This window comes from Chromohalobacter sp. 296-RDG (assembly GCF_029889885.1).
Lineage (GTDB): Bacteria > Pseudomonadota > Gammaproteobacteria > Pseudomonadales > Halomonadaceae > Chromohalobacter.
This window is the reverse complement of the sequence record NZ_JARANY010000009.1, coordinates 18,433-37,166: the sequence shown is the minus strand read 5'-3', so window position 1 is coordinate 37,166 and position 18,734 is coordinate 18,433. Positions and strand designations below refer to the sequence as shown.

At 62.2% G+C, this 18,734-nt stretch carries 20 protein-coding genes; 7 read left to right on the top strand and 13 right to left on the bottom strand.

Annotated features, from left to right (window positions below; genetic code table 11):
- Nucleotides 1-17: 17 nt before the first annotated feature.
- Nucleotides 18-884: an RNA polymerase sigma factor RpoH gene (gene rpoH, locus OP495_RS05665; protein WP_280563611.1), complete on the top strand. Its 867-nt coding sequence runs from the start codon at nt 18-20 to the stop codon at nt 882-884.
- A gap of 101 nt (nt 885-985) precedes the next feature.
- On the opposite strand, the gene slmA is transcribed toward rpoH, so the two are convergent.
- The 13 genes from slmA to OP495_RS05600 form a co-directional block, all read right to left on the bottom strand.
- The gene (gene slmA, locus OP495_RS05660; RefSeq protein ID WP_280563610.1) at nt 986-1,603 is read right to left on the bottom strand and encodes a nucleoid occlusion factor SlmA; all 618 of its coding nucleotides are present in this window, start codon (nt 1,601-1,603) and stop codon (nt 986-988) included.
- A 105-nt stretch (nt 1,604-1,708) separates the two neighbouring features.
- On the bottom strand, nt 1,709-2,623 hold the full coding sequence (gene argB / locus OP495_RS05655; RefSeq protein WP_280567758.1) for an acetylglutamate kinase: 915 nt from the start codon (nt 2,621-2,623) through the stop codon (nt 1,709-1,711).
- A gap of 51 nt (nt 2,624-2,674) precedes the next feature.
- On the bottom strand, nt 2,675-4,087 hold the full coding sequence (locus OP495_RS05650) for a phosphomannomutase/phosphoglucomutase (RefSeq protein WP_280567755.1): 1,413 nt from the start codon (nt 4,085-4,087) through the stop codon (nt 2,675-2,677).
- A gap of 72 nt (nt 4,088-4,159) precedes the next feature.
- A complete protein-coding gene (dut, locus tag OP495_RS05645) occupies nt 4,160-4,636 on the bottom strand; it encodes a dUTP diphosphatase (protein ID WP_280567753.1) in 477 nt (158 codons plus the stop codon).
- A 13-nt stretch (nt 4,637-4,649) separates the two neighbouring features.
- Nucleotides 4,650-5,924 (bottom strand): bifunctional phosphopantothenoylcysteine decarboxylase/phosphopantothenate--cysteine ligase CoaBC, encoded by a 1,275-nt coding sequence (coaBC, locus tag OP495_RS05640; protein ID WP_280567751.1) that lies wholly within the window; start codon nt 5,922-5,924, stop codon nt 4,650-4,652.
- A 73-nt stretch (nt 5,925-5,997) separates the two neighbouring features.
- Nucleotides 5,998-7,173 carry a mannonate dehydratase gene (uxuA, locus tag OP495_RS05635; protein WP_280567750.1) on the bottom strand — a complete coding sequence of 392 codons (1,176 nt, stop codon included), beginning with the start codon at nt 7,171-7,173 and terminating at the stop codon, nt 5,998-6,000.
- A 9-nt stretch (nt 7,174-7,182) separates the two neighbouring features.
- Nucleotides 7,183-8,640, bottom strand: a complete 1,458-nt coding sequence (locus OP495_RS05630) for a mannitol dehydrogenase family protein (protein WP_280567749.1) — start codon at nt 8,638-8,640, stop codon at nt 7,183-7,185.
- A 6-nt stretch (nt 8,641-8,646) separates the two neighbouring features.
- Nucleotides 8,647-9,927: a TRAP transporter large permease gene (locus tag OP495_RS05625; protein ID WP_280563603.1), complete on the bottom strand. Its 1,281-nt coding sequence runs from the start codon at nt 9,925-9,927 to the stop codon at nt 8,647-8,649.
- Nucleotides 9,927-10,499: a TRAP transporter small permease gene (locus OP495_RS05620; protein WP_280567748.1), complete on the bottom strand. Its 573-nt coding sequence runs from the start codon at nt 10,497-10,499 to the stop codon at nt 9,927-9,929. The genes OP495_RS05625 and OP495_RS05620 overlap by 1 nt, the downstream gene beginning before the upstream one ends.
- A gap of 75 nt (nt 10,500-10,574) precedes the next feature.
- Nucleotides 10,575-11,543, bottom strand: coding sequence for a TRAP transporter substrate-binding protein (locus tag OP495_RS05615; protein WP_280563601.1), 969 nt, complete (start codon nt 11,541-11,543; stop codon nt 10,575-10,577).
- 118 nt (nt 11,544-11,661) lie between these two features.
- The gene (locus tag OP495_RS05610) at nt 11,662-12,684 is read right to left on the bottom strand and encodes a Zn-dependent oxidoreductase (RefSeq protein ID WP_280567747.1); all 1,023 of its coding nucleotides are present in this window, start codon (nt 12,682-12,684) and stop codon (nt 11,662-11,664) included.
- 32 nt (nt 12,685-12,716) lie between these two features.
- Complete coding sequence (gene manD / locus OP495_RS05605) at nt 12,717-13,928, bottom strand: D-mannonate dehydratase ManD (protein WP_280563599.1); 1,212 nt, start codon at nt 13,926-13,928, stop codon at nt 12,717-12,719.
- Nucleotides 13,925-14,671 (bottom strand): GntR family transcriptional regulator, encoded by a 747-nt coding sequence (locus tag OP495_RS05600; RefSeq protein ID WP_280567746.1) that lies wholly within the window; start codon nt 14,669-14,671, stop codon nt 13,925-13,927. Before OP495_RS05600 ends, manD begins: the two co-directional genes overlap by 4 nt.
- Nucleotides 14,672-14,842: 171 nt before the next feature.
- On the opposite strand from OP495_RS05600, the gene radC reads away from it, so the two are divergent.
- The 6 genes from radC (at nt 14,843) to OP495_RS05570 (ending at nt 18,582) form a co-directional block, all read left to right on the top strand.
- Nucleotides 14,843-15,517, top strand: coding sequence for a DNA repair protein RadC (gene radC, locus OP495_RS05595; RefSeq protein WP_280563597.1), 675 nt, complete (start codon nt 14,843-14,845; stop codon nt 15,515-15,517).
- A gap of 171 nt (nt 15,518-15,688) precedes the next feature.
- Entirely contained in the window at nt 15,689-15,925 is a 237-nt protein-coding gene (gene rpmB / locus OP495_RS05590) for a 50S ribosomal protein L28 (protein WP_280563596.1), read from the top strand.
- Nucleotides 15,926-15,954: 29 nt separating this feature from the next.
- On the top strand, nt 15,955-16,110 hold the full coding sequence (gene rpmG / locus OP495_RS05585; protein WP_011508261.1) for a 50S ribosomal protein L33: 156 nt from the start codon (nt 15,955-15,957) through the stop codon (nt 16,108-16,110).
- A gap of 99 nt (nt 16,111-16,209) precedes the next feature.
- Entirely contained in the window at nt 16,210-17,025 is an 816-nt protein-coding gene (gene mutM / locus OP495_RS05580; RefSeq protein WP_280563595.1) for a bifunctional DNA-formamidopyrimidine glycosylase/DNA-(apurinic or apyrimidinic site) lyase, read from the top strand.
- A gap of 40 nt (nt 17,026-17,065) precedes the next feature.
- A complete protein-coding gene (locus OP495_RS05575) occupies nt 17,066-18,256 on the top strand; it encodes a class I SAM-dependent rRNA methyltransferase (protein WP_280563594.1) in 1,191 nt (396 codons plus the stop codon).
- Nucleotides 18,257-18,258: 2 nt separating this feature from the next.
- Complete coding sequence (locus tag OP495_RS05570) at nt 18,259-18,582, top strand: DUF2007 domain-containing protein (RefSeq protein WP_280563593.1); 324 nt, start codon at nt 18,259-18,261, stop codon at nt 18,580-18,582.
- The last annotated feature ends 152 nt before the right edge of the window (nt 18,583-18,734 follow it).

Below are 18,734 nucleotides of genomic sequence, written 5' to 3'. Positions count from 1 at the left end.
CCGATGGAGACATCTGCATGAGCAACAGTCTTCAGCCCGTGGGTCATCTTTCTCCCGGTCATGACCTGAATGGTTACATTCAGGCCGTCAACCGCATTGCTGTGCTGTCCTCCGACGAGGAGCGAGAACTGGGCTTCCGCCTGTACGAACAGGGGGATCTCGAAGCGGCGCGGCGCTTGGTCATGTCGCACCTGCGTTTCGTGGTACACATCGCACGCAGCTACTCCGGCTACGGCCTGCCTCAGGCCGACTTGATTCAGGAAGGCAACGTCGGCTTGATGAAGGCCGTCAAGCGTTTCGACCCGAATCAGGGAGTGCGTTTGGTATCGTTCGCCGTGCACTGGATCAAGGCCGAGATTCACGAATACGTGCTGCGCAACTGGCGCATCGTGAAGATCGCGACCACCAAGGCCCAACGTAAATTGTTCTTCAATCTACGTGGTGCCAAGAAGCGTTTGGCGTGGCTCAACAACGATGAGGTCGATGCCATTGCCAAGGATCTCGACGTCAAGCCGCAGGTCGTGCGCGAGATGGAAGGCCGTCTCTCGTCGTTCGATGCCGGCTACGATGCCTCGCCCTCCGAGGATGAAGATCAGGGCTATCAAGCGCCGGTCCATTATCTCGACGACGAGCGTTACGATCCTGCCGCGCAGCTCGAAGCCGCGGACTGGGAAGAAGACTCCTCGCATCGCTTGCAGTCGGCGCTGGGTGAACTCGATGAGCGTTCGCAGGATATTCTGAAGCGTCGCTGGCTTTCCGAATCCAAGTCCACGCTGCATGAGCTGGCCGATGTGTACGGCGTTTCCGCCGAGCGTATTCGTCAGCTTGAGAAGAACGCCATGAAGAAGATCAAGCAGCAGCTCGGTGACGCCTTCGCCGCCTGAGTTCGAGCGCTGCCGCGAAAAGATAGAGCGAAAAAATCCGTACGCGTAAGCAACAATGAACAAATGCCCGGCCATGCGCCGGGCATTGTCGTATGCAGCGTCTATACGTGGGCAGGGTGTGGCGTGGCGACCAGCAGACGAGCGGAGAGCATCTGCCACTGATCTTCCCAGTGCTCGGTGGGAAGACGCCGGAAGTCGCTGCGCACATATTGCGTAATGCGCCCATCGGCGGTGGCCAGCAGCAGGTTGGCGGCGGCCGAGACTTTTAGCGTGGTGCGCAATCCTTCGTGAATCTCGGCTTCGCGCAGTATCTGCTTGAGCTGGGTCTCCAGTCGGTCGAAGAGCTGCGTCATGCGCACGCGCAAGCGTGCGGTTTCTCCGGTCAAGGCATCGCCACCGAGTAGCCGGCACAGACCGGGGTTCTTTTCTGCAAAGCCCAACAGCAGTGTCAGAATATGATGACAGCGCGCCTGTGCCTGCGGCTCTTCATCGAGAATGCGACGGATGCGCTCGAACAGCGTCTCCTCTATGAATTCGATCAGCCCTTCGAACATCCGCGCCTTGCTGGGGAAATGCCGGTAGAGGGCGGCTTCGCTGACGCCGACCTGGCGGGCCAGCGCTGCGGTCGTGATCCGCTTGCCGCTGTCCTCTTGCAACATCAGCGCCAGCGCCTGGAGGATCTGCTCCCGGCGAGTTTGCTTGGGTGTTTCCTGCGTCATCGATTTTCTTCTATTGGAATCGTGTTAGCCCATCCTAATGGGCTGCCGAGATGCCGACAAATCGTCGCGCATTGCGGCGCACCGTCCCGGGTGCGAGGGGAATTGTCAGTCTGCGGCGCCTTCGTCGGTGTCGGTGATCAGTGTGCCGACCCCGGCATTGGTGAAGATCTCCAGTAGCGTGGCGTGCGGTACGCGACCGTCGATGATATGCGAACTGGCCACGCCGCCTTTGACGGCATCCAACGCACAGCGAATCTTGGGCAGCATACCGCCATGGATGGTGCCATCGCCGATCAGTGCGTCCACCTGCGCGGTGGAAAGGCCCGTCATGACTTCATCCTCGGCATTCATCAGCCCGGCGACGTTGGTCAGCAGCATCAGCTTCTCGGCACTCAGTGCTTCGGCGACCTTGCCGGCGACCAGATCGGCGTTGATATTGTAGCTATGGCCTTCGGCGTCGACGCCGATCGGCGCGATCACGGGGATGAAATCGCGCGCGGTGAGCATCTCGATGAGGTCGGTGGCGATGTGCTCGACCTCGCCGACATGGCCGATATCGATGATCTCCGGTGCGGTCATCTCCGGGCTTTGATGCTCGACGCGCAACTGGCGTGCGGTGATCTGCGCGCCGTCCTTGCCGGTCAGGCCGATGGCCTTGCCGCCGCTGCGGTTGATCAGGTTGACGATGCTCTTGTTGACCAGCCCTCCGAGCACCATCTCGACCACGTCCATGGTCTCGGCATCGGTGACGCGCATGCCGCCGACGAAGCGGGACTCGATGTTTAGACGCTCGAGCAGGTCACCGATCTGCGGCCCGCCGCCATGCACCACCACTGGATTGATGCCGACTTCTTTCATCAACACCATGTCGCGGGCGAAGGAGTCGATCAGGGGGTCCTCGGTCATGGCGTTGCCGCCGTACTTCACTACCACGGTCTTGCCGGAGAAGCGCTGGATGTAAGGCAGCGCCTCCGACAGGATCTCGACCACTAGACGCGGGTCGCGTGCGTGTTCATTCATGAATGTTGTCTCCTTGAAGGCGGCCGGTGCTCAGGCACCGGCCGCCGAACGTCAGAAGGGGAGATCGGCCTCGGGGGCGACCTGCTTGAGGGCGTCACGGAATTGGCCCTGAATGCGTGCCAGAGCTTCCTCGCTCTTGCCCTCGAAGCGCAGTACCAACATCGGCGTGGTGTTGGACGCGCGGCACAAGCCCCAGCCGTCGGCATAGTCGACCCGGATGCCGTCGAGGGTAGTTTTCACCCCATCCTCGCCGAAGTCGCCTTCCCGAGCCAGCTTGTCGACGATGGCGAACTTGTTCTCGTCGCTGACCTTGGCGTTGAGCTCCGGCGTGCTGAGGTCCTGCGGGAAGCGCCCAAAGAAGGCGTCGGCGTCCAGCCCTTGCGTAGAACGTTGCCGCGAGAGGATTTCCAGCAACCGGGCGGCGCCATAGAGGCCGTCGTCGAAGCCGTACCAGCGTTCCTTGAAGAAGATATGGCCACTCATCTCGCCGGCCAGCGCCGCGCCGGTTTCCTTCATGCGCGCCTTGATCAGCGAGTGCCCGGTGCGCCACATTTCCGGTGTGCCGCCGGCGTTTTCCACCACCTGGGCCAGGTTGCCGGTGCATTTGACGTCGAAAATGATGCGTGCGCCGGGGTTACGCTCGAGTAGGTCCTCGGCGAAGGCCATCATCAGACGGTCAGGATAGATCACCTCGCCCTTGGGCGTGACTACGCCGAGACGGTCGCCATCACCATCGAAGGCCAGGCCGATATCCGCGCCGGTTTCCTTGACGGTGCGGATGACGTCCTCGAGGTTTTCCAGCTTGCCGGGATCGGGGTGGTGATTGGGGAAATCGCCGTCGATATCGGCGAAAAGCGGTATCATTTCCGCCCCCAGGCGTTCGATCAGTTGCGGGCCAAGTTCGCCGGCCACGCCATTACCGCAATCGACGACGGCCTTGATCTTCCCACTCAGGCTGACATCGCCGAAGATGCGATCCAGGTAGGCATCGCGCACATCCATTTCACGCAGGCTGCCTTCACCCTCGCCAAGCGCATCGTCCTGGATGCGCTGATAAAGCGCGGTGATGGCGTCGCCGGAGAGCGTTTCGCCCCCCAGTATGATCTTGAAGCCGTTGTAGTCGGGCGGGTTGTGGCTGCCCGTGACCATGACGCCGGAACTCGTGCCTTCCAGCGTGTGGGTGGCGAAGTAGAGCACCGGCGTGGGCACCATGCCGATATCGATCACGTCGCGTCCTGCGCTGCGCAGGCCACGAATCAGAGCCGCCTGCAGGCGCTTGCCCGAGTGACGGCCATCGCGGGCGACGACCACGGTGGTTTCGTCGCGGCTGGCGGCTTCGGCACCGATGGCGCGACCGATCAGTTCGACGCCTTCCTCGGTCAGGCTGTCGTCGACGATGCCGCGAATGTCATAGGCGCGGAAGATGGACGCGCTGATGGACGTATTGGGAGCTTGTTGGCTCATGGTGAATCCCTTCAAGTCGATGGCCGTGTGGCCGTGAACATCGGGGCGACCGTCAGCGTCGCCCGCCCGAACTCAATGACGGCCGGAGTGACCGAAGCCACCTCCGGCGCGCTCGCTGGCGGCGAAGTCCTCGACGATATCGAGCTTGGCCTGTACCACGTGCACAAGCACATATTGTGCCAAGCGCTCGCCCGGTTCTAGAACGAACGTCTGGTTGCCGCGGTTCCAGACCGAGATCATCAGTTCGCCTTGATAGTCGGAGTCGATCAGGCCGACGAGGTTGCCCAGCACGATGCCATGCTTATGCCCCAGGCCGGAGCGCGGCAGAATCATGCCGGCAAGGCCCGGGTCGCCGATGTGCACGGCGAGGCCGGTGCGCACCAGCTCGCAGTCGCCCGGCGCCAGCGTCAGCGGGCCATCGAGCAGGGCACGAAGGTCCAGGCCGGCGCTGCCGGTGGTGGCGTAACCGGGAAGAGGAAAGTCGTGAACGCGTTCGTCCAGAATCTTCACCGACAAGGTAGTGTCGGAAGACAACGAGGCATCTGACATGGGAATGGGTCCGTCAGTCGTGCGCCGTGGGGGCGCGTTGGGCGTAAAGCGTCAATACCCGGTCGACGATGGCGTCGGCCAGGGTGGTCTTGGGCTGTGGCGGCAGCGCTTGGCTATCGGTGTCATCGCCGTCTCGCCACAGCAATAGGGCGGCGTTGTCGTCGGCGCCGAAGCCGAGCCCGGCCTGGGAGACATCGTTGGCGACGATCATGTCCATGCCCTTGCGTGTCAGTTTGTCGCGTGCATAGCGTTCCACGTCACGGGTCTCGGCGGCGAAGCCTACCACCAGCGGGTGCGGTGAACGCGCGGCGATCTCGGCCACGATATCGGGGTTCTTGACGAGGGTGAGCGTCATCGTCTCGCTGGCGTCGGTCTTCTTGAGCTTGTGTTCGGCGACGTGTTCGGCGCGATAGTCGGCGACCGCCGCGCAGCCGATGAAAATATCGCTTTCGGTGGCGGCGTGCTCGGCGGCGGCAAGCATCTCGCTGGCCGATGTCACATCGATGTGCTCGACCTCCGGGGGCGTTGCCAGGACGACAGGGCCGCTGATCAAGCGCACGTGAGCGCCACGTTGGGCCCAGGCCTCGGCCAGGGCGTAGCCCATCTTGCCAGAGCTATGGTTGGAAAGGTAACGCACCGGATCGAGCGCTTCATGCGTCGGCCCGGCGGTGATCGTGACTATCAATCCTTCGGCATCGCGCACTGCCGGTGCGACGTCGGGCGCCGTGGAGCTAGGCGCATCCTCGGGCGCCATCGAAAGTTCGGCGATCAGCGTTTCCGGCTCACGCATGCGGCCGGGCCCGATATCACCACATGCCTGCTCGCCGCCATCGGGGCCCAGCAGGCGCCAGCCCAAGGTACGTAGCGTCGCGACATTGGCCTGGGTCGCCGGATGGCGCCACATGGCCTGGTTCATCGCCGGGGCCATGACGCACTCCGCCTCGCTGGCCAGGCACAGCGTGGTGAGCAGATCGTCGGCATGGCCATGCGCCAGGCGCGCCATGAGATCGGCGGTAGCCGGCGCGACGAGGATGACTTCCGCCCAGCGCGCCAGCTCGATATGCCCCATGCCGGCTTCCGCCTCGGGGTCGAGCAGCGACGTGCGCACCGCTTCACCGGTGAGTGCCTGAAGCGTCAGCGGGGTAATGAAGGCCTGCGCGCCCTCGGTCATGACCACGCGCACGTCACAGCCCGCCTTTTTCAACAGGCGAGCGAGCTGAGCGCTTTTGTAAGCGGCGATACCGGCGCTGATGCCGAGTAACACGCGCTTGCCGAAGAGTGTTGGCATGACGGGAGTCCTGACCGTTGTGCAGGACTTCCACCTTACCATCGTGCCCCGGCTTTGCGTAGCCGGCGCCGCTTCAAGTGCACAGCTGCTTGATGGCGGTCTCCATTCCCCGCAACTCGGCCAGCCCCTTGAGACGCCCGATCAGTGGATAACCGGGGCGCGACTCGCGATTGAGATCGTCGAGCAGGTGATGACCATGATCGGGGCGTAGCGGCAGACGCGGGCCGCCGTCACGCTCGCGGCGATGCTCCTCGTCGATCAGGACCTGCATGACGCCGACCATATCGACGTCGCCATCGAGATGGGCTGCCTCATGGAAACTCCGTGGATCTTCCTCGCGCTGAGTGGCACGCAGATGAGTGAAGTGGATGCGCTCGGCGAATCGCTGGCCCATCGCGACCAGATCGATCGCTTCGCTGATCCCCAAAGAGCCGGTGCAGAAGGTCAAGCCGTTGGCCGGGCTGGGGGCGGCATCGAGGATCCATTGAACGTCATCGGGTGTCGAGATCACGCGCGGCAGGCCGAACAGCGAGCGGGGCGGATCATCAGGGTGGATCGCCAGACGAATGCCAACCTCCTCGGCCACCGGTACGATGGCGCTCAGGAAGTGGCCGAGATTGTCGCGCAGGCGGGTGGCATCGATCTCGGTATACTCGGCGATCACCTGCCGAAAACGTGCCAGGGTGTAGTGCTCCTCGGCGCCGGGTAGCCCGGCGATGATGGTGTCGATTAGCCGCTGGCGCGCCGTTTCATCGAGCGTCTCGAGGTAGCGAAGAGCGGCGTCGCGTTCGGCGGCATCGTAGTCGCGTTCGGCGCCGGGACGCTCGAGCAGATACAGATCGAAGGCGGCGAAGGCGGTCTGGTCGAAGCGCAGTGCCGTGCCGCCGGTGGGTAGTGGCCAGGCCAGGTCGGTGCGCGTCCAGTCGAGCACCGGCATGAAGTTGTAGCACACCACGTCGATACCGTAGGCGGCCAGGTTACGCAGCGTCTGCTGGTAGTTGGCGATGTAGGTATCGCAGTCACCGCTGGCCTTCTTGATGTCCTCGTGGACCGGCACGCTTTCGACCACCGACCAGTTGAGTCCGGCGGCCTCGATCAAGCGCTTGCGCTCGGCAATCGCCTCGCAAGGCCAGGTTTCCCCGTTGGGGATCTCGTGCAGGGCGGTGACGATGCCGGTAGCCCCGGTCTGGCGGATGTCGTCGAGAGTGATCGGGTCGTTGGGCCCGAACCAGCGCCAGGTGTGTTCCATGGTCGTATCCTATCGTATCGGGGCGTCGAGATCGGCCAAGGCTGTGGCGACGCCGCGGTCGTTCAGTGTGCGGTAGGCATCGAGTACTGCGTCGCTAAAACGGGCATCCTCGGCCAGCGCTCGCGGAAAGATAGCGTCGAGAGCGAGAAAGGCGGCGATCAGTGACTCGGGCCTTTCGTATTCGGCATGCAACGCGGCGAAGGTCTCGGCCATCGGGTCGTCGACCGGGTGGCGCGCGCCAGCCAGGTCGCGACCGGCGGTATAGCGGATCCATGCCGCCACGCCGAGTGCGGCGCAGCGGATATCCGCATCGTCGGCGAGCTGTTTCCGGGCGCCATCGAGCCAGCGCTGGGGAAGCTTCTGCGAGCCGTCCATGGCGATCTGCTGCAAGCGATGGTGCAGGCTATCGTTGGCGAAGCGGGCCAGCAGGCTATCGGCATAAGCGTCGAGGTCGGTGCCTTCGGGCATGTTCAGCGTCGGCGCGGCCTCGTCACGCATGTAGCGGCGCAGCAGGTCGACGAACTCCTCGCGGCCGATGGCGTCGGCTACCGTTTCGATCCCCGCCAGCACGCCGAGGTAGGCGAGCAGCGAATGGCTGCCGTTGAGCATGCGCAATTTCATGGATTCGAAGGGTGCGACATCGGCGACCATTTGCACGCCGTCGTGTTCCCAGTCAGGACGTCCCTGGGGAAAGTCGTCCTCGATCACCCATTGGCTGAAAGTCTCGCAGGTTACCGCCGCCGGGTCGTCGATGCCCTGCGCGCGCAGGCGCTCGAAATCGGCCTCGCTCATTGCCGGAACGATGCGGTCGACCATACTGCAGGGGAAGGCGACGTGTTCGGTGATCCATGCGGCGAGCTCCTCGTCGCGTTGGCGTGCCAGCTCGATCACCGCGCGGCGAGTGCGCTTGCCATTATCGGGCATGTTGTCGCAGCACAGCACCGTGAATGCCGGAGTATCGGCCGTGAATCGCCTAGCCAGCGCTTCTACCAGCATGCCCGGTGCGGTCTGCGGCTGCGTGGGGGCGGCGATGTCGTGACGAATCGGCTCGGCTTCGAGCAGTAGCCGGCCGTCCGCCGGGTCGAGGTGATAGCCCTTCTCGGTCACGGTCAGTGTGACGATGCGTACGTCGGGTTCGCTCATGCGGGCCAGCAGGGCGTCGAGGTCCTCGCCGCCGGGACCGGCATAGAGTGTCTCGCGAATCGCCGTGACCTCGCGCAGAGTCAGGGTTTCGCTGTCGGTGTACTCGGCGACGTGATAGCGCTGATTGCGTTCGCGCATCAGCTCGACGAGCTGGCGGTTGGAACGCAGGTTGGCGCTGGCGATGCCCCATGAGCCGCCATCATGGCGGGCCAGGTTACGCTCCAGGTAGACCGCTTGGTGGGCGCGGTGAAAGGCACCCAGGCCGAGATGGACGATGCCCACCGTGGCCGGCGCGTGCGTGCTGAGTATTGATGTCGGAGTCATGATCGATCAGTCTCCCATCAGCAGGTTGGGTAGCCACAGCGAAAGAGCCGGCACGTAGGACACCAGTAGCAGCACTACCAGGTTGCAGATCAGAAACGGCACGATGGCCCGAGCCACACGCAGCATCGGTAGCTTGCCGATACCCGAGACAACGAAAAGGCAGACCCCGAGAGGTGGGGTGGTCAGTCCGATCATCAGGTTAAGCACTGCCATTAGAGCGAAATGGACCGGGTCCATGCCTACGCCGGTAGCCACTCCCAGTAGCGCCGGGAACAGGATGATCAGTGCGGCGATGGTTTCCATGAAGGTGCCGACCACCAACAGGATCAGGTTGAGTATCAGGATCACCACGATGGGATTCGCGCTGAAGCCCAGGATCTGGTCGGCGATCATCTGCGGGATCTGCTGGCTGGTGAGGATCCAGCCGAACAGGTTGGCCAAGCCCACCAGCAGCATCAGCGAGCCAGAGGTCAGTACCGTGTCGACGATGATCTGCGGCAGGTTGCGCCAGGTGATGCCCTTGTAGACGAACATGCCGATTATCAAGGCGTATAGGCTGGCGACGATAGACGCCTCGGTGGGTGTGAAGACGCCGCCGATGATGCCGTAGAGAATGATGAAGGTCATCATCAGCGCCCAGAAAGCGCTACGGCCTTCCTTGATCAGTTCCCTGAAGGTCGCCCGCCGCTCCTTGGGATAACCGCGCTTCACCGCCAGGATGTACACGGTGATCATCATCGCCAGGCCCAGCAACAGGCCGGGAATGGCGCCGGCCAGGAACATCCGGCCGACCGAGACGCCGGATAGCGAGCCGGCGATGATCATTGGCACGCTGGGCGGGATGATCGGACCCACCGTCGATGAGGCGGCGGTGACCGCGGCGGCGAAGGGTTTGTCGTAGCCGGCACGGGACATGCCGGGGATCATCACCGAGCCGATGCTTGCCGCATCGGCCACGGCGGTGCCGGAGATACCGCCGAAGATCATCGAGCCGCCCACGTTGGCCAGCCCCAGGCCACCGCGGATATGACCCATCAGGGCGTTCGCGAAACGCACGATGTGATCGGTGATGTTGCCGACATTCATCAGGTTGCCGGCAAGCACGAAACCGGGAATGCACAGCAGCACGAAGGTATCGATACCACCGTACATGCGCTGCGGGACGATGGTCAGCGAGATGTCCGATAGTAGCAGGTAAGAAAGTGAAGCGATGCCCAGCGAAAAGGCGATGGGAATACCCACCAGCAGCAGAACGATGAATACGCAGAACAGGACGGTGACTTCCATTACGGCGTCTCCCCGGCATGAGCCGATCCGCCGCGAGCAATGGCCACCCCGGCCTCGATCAAGCCGATCACCGCATACAGGGCGGACAGGCCGAATAGGGCGACGATCGAGAAGAAGATGTAGTGCATGTGGACCTCGAGCGTCGGTGAGGTCTGGAAGGCGCCTACCTGGGCGAATTGCATGGCGTAGGGAATCATCCACGCTGAGAAGACACCCACGACCAAACAACAGAGCGCTCGGTAGACCAACTGGCTGCGCCGGCCCAACAGATGCTGGAAAAGTTCTACGTTGACGTGGCGGTTGCGGCGAAGGACGAGGCCGGCCGACAGCGCTACCATGTAGATGAACAGATAACGTGACAGTTCCTCGGTCCAGGCCGGGGAACTAGGCAGTGCCACTCGGGAGACGATTTGCAGGATCACCACCGCGGCGATGGCTATCAGTGCCAGCGATGCGAGTAGGGCGAAAAGGCGGTCGAGTCCGCTGACAAGCCGCCCCCAGATACCGCCGAGAGCTGGAATTTCGGCAATGTCGTGCAGTGGATCGCTCGATATGGAATCGGAATCGCTCATCAGGGATATTCCTCGGCGAGTCGGCAGAGTGCCGGGGCTGTCATGCCCAGCCCCGGCGTTGGGGGATGCGCCCGATTAGAGGTCCTGAATCGCCTCATAGAGCTTTTGCTGTTCATCGTTGAGCGATGCCTTGACGGCCGGTTCGGCTGCCTCGGCGAAGGCTTTTTGATCGACCTCGACGAACTCCATGCCTGCCTCTTCGAGCGCATTGCGCAGACGTTTCTGGTCCTCGGTGAAGAGTTTCGCTTCATAGGATTGCATCTGCTGAGCCGCATCGAGGACCACCTCTTGCAGATCTTTCGGCATTGACTCGAGCTTTTTCTTGCCGATCACCACGTAGATCCAGCTACGCACGTGGTCGGTCACGTTTACGTAGTCCTGAACCTCATTGAAGCTGGCGCTTTCGATCAGCGACAGTGGGTTTTCCTGGCCATCGATGGTGCCCTGCTGCAGCGATGTGAAGACCTCGCTGAAGGCCATCGGCGTGGGCTTGGCGCCAAGCGCCTGCCAGGTATCGACGAACAGCGGCACGTTAGGTACGCGCAAGCGCAAACCGTCAAGGTCAGAGGGTTTCTTGATCGGCCGGTTGGACGTCAGCTCACGCGGGCCGCGTTCGAACCAGGCGATCGGTACCAGGCCGGCTTTCTCCTCGATCTGTTGTTCGATCTGCTTGCCGATATCGCCCTCGACTGCCTTGTGCAGGTGCTCGGAATCGCGGAAGGCGTAGGGCACGGCCATCATCGCCGCCTTGGGGGCCCAGTTCTGCAAGCTTTCCCCGGTGATGGTCATATCAGCGGTGCCGAGTTGAATGCTGTTGATGACTTCCATCTCGGTGCCCAACTGCTCGTTGGGAAATATCTGTACGTCGATGCGGCCGTCGGACTCCTCTTCGACGACTTGTTTGAAGCGCTCGGCGGCTTTGTTCCAGATGTTGTCTTCGTTGGCCAGGTGGCCGAATTTGAGGGTGTAATCCGCGGCGGTGGCGAACGGGGCGGCGAGTATGCTTGAGCCGATAACGGCGCTGGCGAGTAGCTGTTTGAGCATGACGTTCACTCCTGACTCTGATTGATGGCTGTTGTTGTTGAGCGTTGAGTAGTGGTTTGTTGAGTAGTGGTTTGCAGTCGATCGTTGGCGAGTGCGAGGGGGCGAAGCGCTTGGCGCTTCAGGCATCGAGCTCGATGAGTACCTTGCACACGCGTTCCGGGTAATGGTCGATCATGTGGATCGCCTCACCCATCTCAGCGAAGGGCAGCCGGTGGCTGACCAGCGCCGTGGCATCGAGCCGCCCGCTAGCGAGCATCTCGATGACTTCGGGGAACTTGCGGTTGTTGAGTCGTGAGCCGACGATGCTCAGCTCCTTCTTGATCACCTCGAGCTGAACCAGGTCGCTGGGCGTAGTGTTGAAACCCAGCAAGCCAATACGTCCGGCCGGCGAGGCGATCCGCGCGAGCTGAGGGAATAGCGCCGGCACGCAGGCGGCGTCGGCGATCAATGGCACGCCCTCGCCGCTAGTGCGCTCGGCCATCACGGCCTCGAGATCTTCCCGCTGACCGTTGACGGTGTGACTGGCGCCAAGCGAGCGGGCGACATTCAACCGGTCGTCGATGACGTCGCAGACGGTTATGTCGGTGAGCCCTTTGGCTCGGGCGACCTGGAGGATCGTCAGGCCGATCACGCCAGCGCCGAGGATCAGCAGAGGATCGCCGTCATACGGCTGCATCCGGTCGAGGACGTTACAGGCGATGGTGTAGGGCTCGACCAGTGCGGCCTGATCGAGAGCGATGGACTCGGGCAGCCGATGGGCGTTGGCGGCGGGAACGCTGACCTGGTTGGCAAAGCCACCGTTGCGGTGCACGCCGATCACCTGCATGGCGCTGCAGACGTTGGGCCGCCCGATACGGCATGGGTAGCACTCGCCGCAGTTGATTACTGGGTCGATGCATACGCGATCACCCACCGAGAGGCCCTCTACGCCGTCGCCCACCGCTTCGACGACGCCGGCGAACTCGTGGCCGGTGACCCGTGGGAAGCGTACGAAGGCGTTGTCGCCGTGAATGATATGCATGTCCGAGCCGCAAATACCGGCGAAGGCGACGCCGACGCTCACCTCGCCAGCGGCAACTCGAGGGGCATCGCTATCAACGATGCTGAAATCGTGGGGGGCGCGAACCTCAAAGGCTTTCATGACAGACTCCGCTCTATGAAAGGGAAACGGGATTACCAGTGCCAGAGCGTACCGTCTTCCAGACGGTTGACCGGCAGGCTGGCGCGTTTGTAGGGGTACTTCGCGGCGAGCTCTTCATCGATATCGACACCGTGTCCCGGGGACTCGCCCACCAGGAAGTGGCCGTCCTCGAAGCGATAGTCGTGGGGGAATACCGCGTCGGTCTCGTCGGCGTGCGGCATGTGTTCCTGGATGCCGAAGTTGGGTACCCAGGTGTCGAAGTGGATCGCGGCGCCGAGACATACCGGCGACAGGTCGGTGGGGCCGTGAAAGCCGGTGCGCACGTGGTACAGCGACGCCAGGTCGGCGACGCGGCGCATCGCGGTGATGCCGCCGCCGTGGGTGAGCGGCATACGGATGTAGTCGATCCACTGGTTCTGGATCATCTCGCGGCAGTCGTGGATCGAGTTGAATACCTCGCCGATTGCCAGCGGTGTGGTGGTATGCTCGCGTATCAGGCGGAGGCTTTCCTGATTCTCGGCCGGCACGCAGTCTTCCAGCCAGAACAGGTGATAGGGCTCGACGGCCTTGCCCAATCGCGCTGCCTCGATCGGCGTCAGGCGATGATGGACGTCGTGCAAGACGTGCAGCTCGTCGCCGAAGCGCTCGCGTACGGCGGCAAACAGCTTGGGCGCATGGTTAAGGTACTTTTCGGTGCTCCAGACGTGCTCGGCAGGCAGTGAGGAGTCGGCCGGCTCGTAACGCTCGCCAGGGTTCTTGGCCACGCCGTAGGTGGTCTTGATCCCCGGCACCCCAGCCTGGACGCGTACCGCCCGGTAGCCCATCTCGACGTGGCGGGCCACTTCCTCGAGGCAGTCATCGATCTCCTGGCCGGTGCAGTGGGCGTAAGTCATTACGCGCTCACGGCTTTTACCGCCGAGCAACTGATAAAGTGGCATGCCGGCGGCCTTGGCCTTGATGTCCCATAGTGCCATGTCGACGGCGGCAATGGCGGTCATGGTCACTGGCCCACGCCGCCAGTAGGCGCCGCGATAAAGATACTGCCAGGTATCTTCGATGCGGCTGGCGTCGCGGCCTATCAGCGCTGGAACGACGTGTTCGTCGAGATAAGCCGCCACTGCCATCTCACGGCCATTGAGGGTAGCATCGCCTATCCCGTGAATACCCGCGTCAGTGATGATCTTGAGCGTCACGAAGTTGCGGCCGGGGCAGGTGACGATGGTATAGGCGTCGTGAATCTTCATGCACTGACTCCAGAATGCAGCGAGGTTCGACGACCACCGGCCGGGGTGGACGCGAACAGTTCGGGGAAGCGCTCGACCAAGTTTGGCAGTGAGCTGAGTATTTCGCGCAGGTGTTCCCTCACGGCTTTTTCTGCCGCCTCGGGGTTACGCGCAATGATGCTTTCGAGAATGTGGGTGTGCTGATCGATCAGCTTCGTAATCGGTGTGGCGTCCGGCACGCTCAGGTAGCGAACCCGGTCGAGTTGTGCCTTGACCTCCTGTGTCACGCGCCAGGCGGCGTCGTGCCCAGTCTCTAGCGCGAGCGTGCGGTGGAATGCTTCGTCGAGACGGTAGAAACGGTCATGATCCTGCGTCTCGATGCAGCGTTGCTGGCGGTCGATGAGTTCGTGAAGCTCGTCGCGTACCGCTGGGGCGAGACCCTGTTCGGCGGCGTCTCGTGCGACCGCGATCTCGATGGCTTCGCGAACGAAACGTGCCTCCATGACATCGGCTTGAGAGATGTGCACGACGTAGGTGCCGCGCTGGGGACGTACCTCGATCAGGCCGGCCTCCGAGAGTCGAATAAAAGCTTCGCGTACGGGTTGCCGGCTGACCGCGAAGGTGTCCGCGATCTCTTTCTCCGATAGAGCTTGGCCGGGCGCCAACGTCATACGAATGATCGATTGGCGCAGGACCGCATAGAGGCGTTGACGGACATTATCGTCGGGCTGTTCGTCCCAGAGCGCGAGCAGCGATGGCGTCATGTAAAGATCCTGAATCGATACATTGTATGACTAGTATGGTAGTCAGGTTAGATAATCATGCGATGCAACTTTGGTTGGAGGTGATCGGTGTGCGACGTTGTTATTTAATAAGATATTTCTGATATTATGTCTGAGTATGCCGTGACATCCGAAATCTGAGGGAAGCTGGCGATGGGAATACGCGATTGGCCGGAAGGCGAACGCCCGCGTGAAAAGTTGCTCACCCTGGGGGCGCCGGTACTGTCGGATGCCGAGTTATTGGCGATTTTTCTGCGTGTCGGCGTGAAGGGGCGTTCGGCGGTGGACCTCGCACGTGACCTGCTGGTCGCTTTCGGAGGCCTGCGGCCGTTGCTGGAGGCCGATCAGGCGCGCTTTTGCGCGGAGCATGGCCTGGGAAAAGCCAAGTATGTGCAGCTTCAGGCCTCCTTGGAGCTGTCGCGGCGACACCTGGGGAGCTTGTTGGAGCGTGGCGGCGCCCTGACCTCGCCGGCCTTGGTGCGCCAGTTCTTGACCTCGCAGTTGCGTCACTTGCCCCATGAGGCGTTTGCGGCATTGTTCCTGGATACGCAGCACCGTGTGATCCGTTTCGAGACGCTGTCGGAAGGCACGCTCGATAGTGCCTCCGTCTACCCACGTGAGGTGTCGCGTCGGGCGCTGGCACTCAACGCAGGGGCCTTGATCTTTGCTCACAATCATCCCTCGGGCGTGGCCGAGCCGAGCGACGCCGACCGTCGGATCACCCGGCGGCTCAAGGAGGCGCTGGGACTTTTCGAGATCCGTGTGCTGGATCATTTCGTCGTCGGCGATGGTGAGGTAACATCGTTTGCCGAACGCGGATGGCTTTGAGGCCGTGCCCGCGATGCCAGGGGTTGGCCGTCCGTCGAGCCTCCACAAGCTTGCGGCAAGGCTTGACGTCTGGTATAAAGTACGCCCTTTGAATCAGGGCAGAAGGCGGTAGCCTGCCATTCCCGGTTTGCCCGACAGGTTTTGACAACTCGCCAGTGGTTGGAGGCTTCCATGTCCCAAGTATGTCAGGTTACCGGCAAGCGCCCGGTGACTGGTAACAATGTTTCTCACTCCCAGCGGAGAACACGTCGTCGCTTCTTGCCGAACTTGCACTCCCATCGTTTCTGGGTAGAAGCCGAAAAGCGCTTCGTCAGGCTGCGCGTTTCCTCCAAGGGCATGCGCATCATCGACAAGAAGGGCATTGAAGAAGTGCTCAGCGATATTCGCAAGCGTGGTGACCGCGTCTAAACACGCGTCCAAACAGGGAGTAATGATTCATGCGTGACAAGATCAAGATGGTGTCCAGCGCCGGAACCGGCCATTTCTACACCACCGACAAGAACAAGCGGAACACGCCGGACAAGCTCGAAATGAAAAAATTCGACCCGGTCGTCCGCAAGCACGTGATGTACAAGGAAGCCAAGATCAAGTGATCTTGGCCCTCCTTTGCCTCAGGTGACGTTCACCTGTCAGAAAAACCCGGGTCGCTCCGGGTTTTTTTATGTCAGCAAGAAAGATGGCGGGAAGCCAGCATGCCTGAACTCCCTGAAGTCGAGACGACGCGCCGCGGGATTGCGCCCTATATAGAGGGGCGCGAGATTCGTGAAGTCATCGTGCGCCAGCCACGCCTGCGCACGCCGGTGCCGGATGACCTGGCGGATATGCTCGTCGGTCAGCGAATCGGTACGCTAGGGCGGCGCGCCAAGTATCTGCTCATGCCCGTTGGTGAACGTACCCTGCTATGGCATCTGGGAATGTCCGGGAGCCTGCGTGTGGCGCGGCTTGGCGATATGCCCAGAAAGCACGATCATGTCGACTTGGTCGTGGAGGATGGCGCGATTTTGCGTTATCACGACCCTCGTCGTTTCGGCATCGTCGATTGGCTGCAGGGCTCGCCGGTCGACGATCCGCGTCTGGTGCGTCTGGGGCCCGAGCCGTTGTCGCCGGATTTCGACGGCGAACGTCTCTATCGGCTTTCACGCAAGCGACGCATTGCCGTCAAGCCGTTCTTGATGGACAACGCCGTGGTGGTGGGGGTTGGCAATATCTACGCCAGCGAAGCGTTGTTTCTGGCGGGGATCGACCCCCGGCGTGCGGCGAGACGTATCTCTCGCGAGCGCTATGAGCGCCTGGCCGAGGCGGCACGCGAGGTGCTGGCGGCGGCGATCACGCAGGGCGGCACGACGCTTCGCGACTTTGTCAGCGGCACCGGCGAGCCCGGTTATTTCGCTCAGCGCCTCAACGTCTATGGGCGGCAAGAAGCGCCTTGCCGGCGTTGCGGTGAGCCTTTACGCTTGGCTACGCTGGGGCAGCGTGCCAGCGTTTTTTGTCCCCACTGTCAGCGCTGAGCGCTTCGCGCCGCGCGATATCTTTGCCAAGAGGTTTTCCGTGACCGAACGTCTACGCCTCAAGAAAAACGCCGATCGTCGTCTCAAGGCGGGCCATTTGTGGCTCTATTCCAACGAGATCGATATCGCGACCACGCCGCTGAAGGATTTCGAACCGGGCGCCCAGGCAGTCATCGAGGCCGCTAATGGCAAGCCGATGGGTATCGCCTACGTCAATCCGCATTCGCTGATCTGCGCGCGTATCGTGTCGCGGGATATGGATGTGCGTCTCGACCGTTCGCTGTTGGTCCACCGTTTCAAGCAGGCGTTGGGCCTGCGCGCGCGGATGTTCGCCAAGCCTTTCTATCGCCTTATACATGGCGAGGGCGATCTGTTGCCGGGGCTCGTCGTCGATCGTTTCGATGACGTGCTGGTGGTGCAGCTCAATACCGTAGGCATGGACCGGCTGCGCGACGAGATCGTTGCCGCGCTCGAGAAAGTACTGGCGCCGCGCGCCATCGTATTCAAGAACGATTCGTCCGGGCGTCGTCAGGAACGGCTCGGCGACGAGGTCGAGGTCGCCTACGGTGAGCTGCCTGATCAAGTGCTGCTCGAGGAAAACGGTGTGCGCTTCGCGGTACCGGTGCTGGATGGCCAGAAAACCGGTTGGTTCTTCGATCACCGCGCCAACCGGGCATGGCTCAATGGCCTGGTCGCCGGCAAGCGCGTGCTGGATGTGTTCAGCTATGTGGGCGGTTGGGGTGTTCAGGCGGCCGCACATGGCGCTAGCGAGGTGCTGTGCGTGGATAGTTCCGCCCAGGCCCTGGAGCGTGTGGCCGATAACGCTGCGCTTAACGGCTTGGCCGAGCAAGTGGCCGTCGGTGAGGGCGAGGCCTTCGAGGCATTGGCAGCCCTCAAGGCGGAAGGCGAGCAATTCGATGTGATCGTGCTCGACCCGCCGGCCTTCATAAAGAAGCGCAAGGACATTTCCAACGGCGAGCGTGCCTATTCGCGGCTCAACCGTGAGGCGATTCGGCTACTGGGGCGCGACGGCATGCTGCTCTCGGCGTCGTGCTCTATGCACCTGACGCCGGAGCGCTTGATGGAGTGCGTGCGCGGCGCGGTCCGCCATCAGGACCGCCATGGGCAGGTCATCTATCAGGGCCACCAGGGGCTGGATCATCCCGTGCACCCCGCGATTCCCGAAACCGCCTACCTCAAGGCAATGGGTGTGCGGGTTTTCCGCAACTGATCATGACGTTGGATAGCGTTCGCGTCTTTCGGCATCCCAACGCGTTGCTGGTCAACCACGTGCACAACGTGTTGGCCAGCGCCGGGTTGGTGCCCGTGCTGCGCAACATGACGCTCGGCGGTGGCGCCGGCGAACTGCCGCCCGGTGAATGCGAGCCGGAGGTCTGGGTGCCGGCGGGGCATCGCCAGCGCGCTGAAGCGTTGGTCGATGATGCCCTCAACGGTCCCACTGAGGATTGCCCTGCCTGGCGTTGCCCTGCCTGTGGTGAATGGCTGGAAGGTGTCTTCGATACCTGCTGGCAGTGTGGCGAGGCACGTCCCGTTTAAGGCGAGCAGGGTATGCACGACCTGGCCGGCGTAAATCGTCCGGCCATGGACGTTGTCAGCGTAAAGTTTTCTATTAAAACGTGTTTTTATAGCGCGTCCTTCCGTTTTTTCTTCGCCTTCCCACCGATTCCTGTGCGTGTGCTGTAATGAAT

Coding starts and splice junctions, on each gene's coding strand:
- rpoH (WP_280563611.1), top strand. CDS start 18: ATGAGCAACAGTCTTCAGCCCGTGGGTCATCTTTCTCCCGGTCATGAC.
- slmA (WP_280563610.1), bottom strand. CDS start 1,603: ATGACGCAGGAAACACCCAAGCAAACTCGCCGGGAGCAGATCCTCCAG.
- argB (WP_280567758.1), bottom strand. CDS start 2,623: ATGAATGAACACGCACGCGACCCGCGTCTAGTGGTCGAGATCCTGTCG.
- OP495_RS05650 (WP_280567755.1), bottom strand. CDS start 4,087: ATGAGCCAACAAGCTCCCAATACGTCCATCAGCGCGTCCATCTTCCGC.
- dut (WP_280567753.1), bottom strand. CDS start 4,636: ATGTCAGATGCCTCGTTGTCTTCCGACACTACCTTGTCGGTGAAGATT.
- coaBC (WP_280567751.1), bottom strand. CDS start 5,924: ATGCCAACACTCTTCGGCAAGCGCGTGTTACTCGGCATCAGCGCCGGT.
- uxuA (WP_280567750.1), bottom strand. CDS start 7,173: ATGGAACACACCTGGCGCTGGTTCGGGCCCAACGACCCGATCACTCTC.
- OP495_RS05630 (WP_280567749.1), bottom strand. CDS start 8,640: ATGACTCCGACATCAATACTCAGCACGCACGCGCCGGCCACGGTGGGC.
- OP495_RS05625 (WP_280563603.1), bottom strand. CDS start 9,927: ATGGAAGTCACCGTCCTGTTCTGCGTATTCATCGTTCTGCTGCTGGTG.
- OP495_RS05620 (WP_280567748.1), bottom strand. CDS start 10,499: ATGAGCGATTCCGATTCCATATCGAGCGATCCACTGCACGACATTGCC.
- OP495_RS05615 (WP_280563601.1), bottom strand. CDS start 11,543: ATGCTCAAACAGCTACTCGCCAGCGCCGTTATCGGCTCAAGCATACTC.
- OP495_RS05610 (WP_280567747.1), bottom strand. CDS start 12,684: ATGAAAGCCTTTGAGGTTCGCGCCCCCCACGATTTCAGCATCGTTGAT.
- manD (WP_280563599.1), bottom strand. CDS start 13,928: ATGAAGATTCACGACGCCTATACCATCGTCACCTGCCCCGGCCGCAAC.
- OP495_RS05600 (WP_280567746.1), bottom strand. CDS start 14,671: ATGACGCCATCGCTGCTCGCGCTCTGGGACGAACAGCCCGACGATAAT.
- radC (WP_280563597.1), top strand. CDS start 14,843: ATGGGAATACGCGATTGGCCGGAAGGCGAACGCCCGCGTGAAAAGTTG.
- rpmB (WP_280563596.1), top strand. CDS start 15,689: ATGTCCCAAGTATGTCAGGTTACCGGCAAGCGCCCGGTGACTGGTAAC.
- rpmG (WP_011508261.1), top strand. CDS start 15,955: ATGCGTGACAAGATCAAGATGGTGTCCAGCGCCGGAACCGGCCATTTC.
- mutM (WP_280563595.1), top strand. CDS start 16,210: ATGCCTGAACTCCCTGAAGTCGAGACGACGCGCCGCGGGATTGCGCCC.
- OP495_RS05570 (WP_280563593.1), top strand. CDS start 18,259: ATGACGTTGGATAGCGTTCGCGTCTTTCGGCATCCCAACGCGTTGCTG.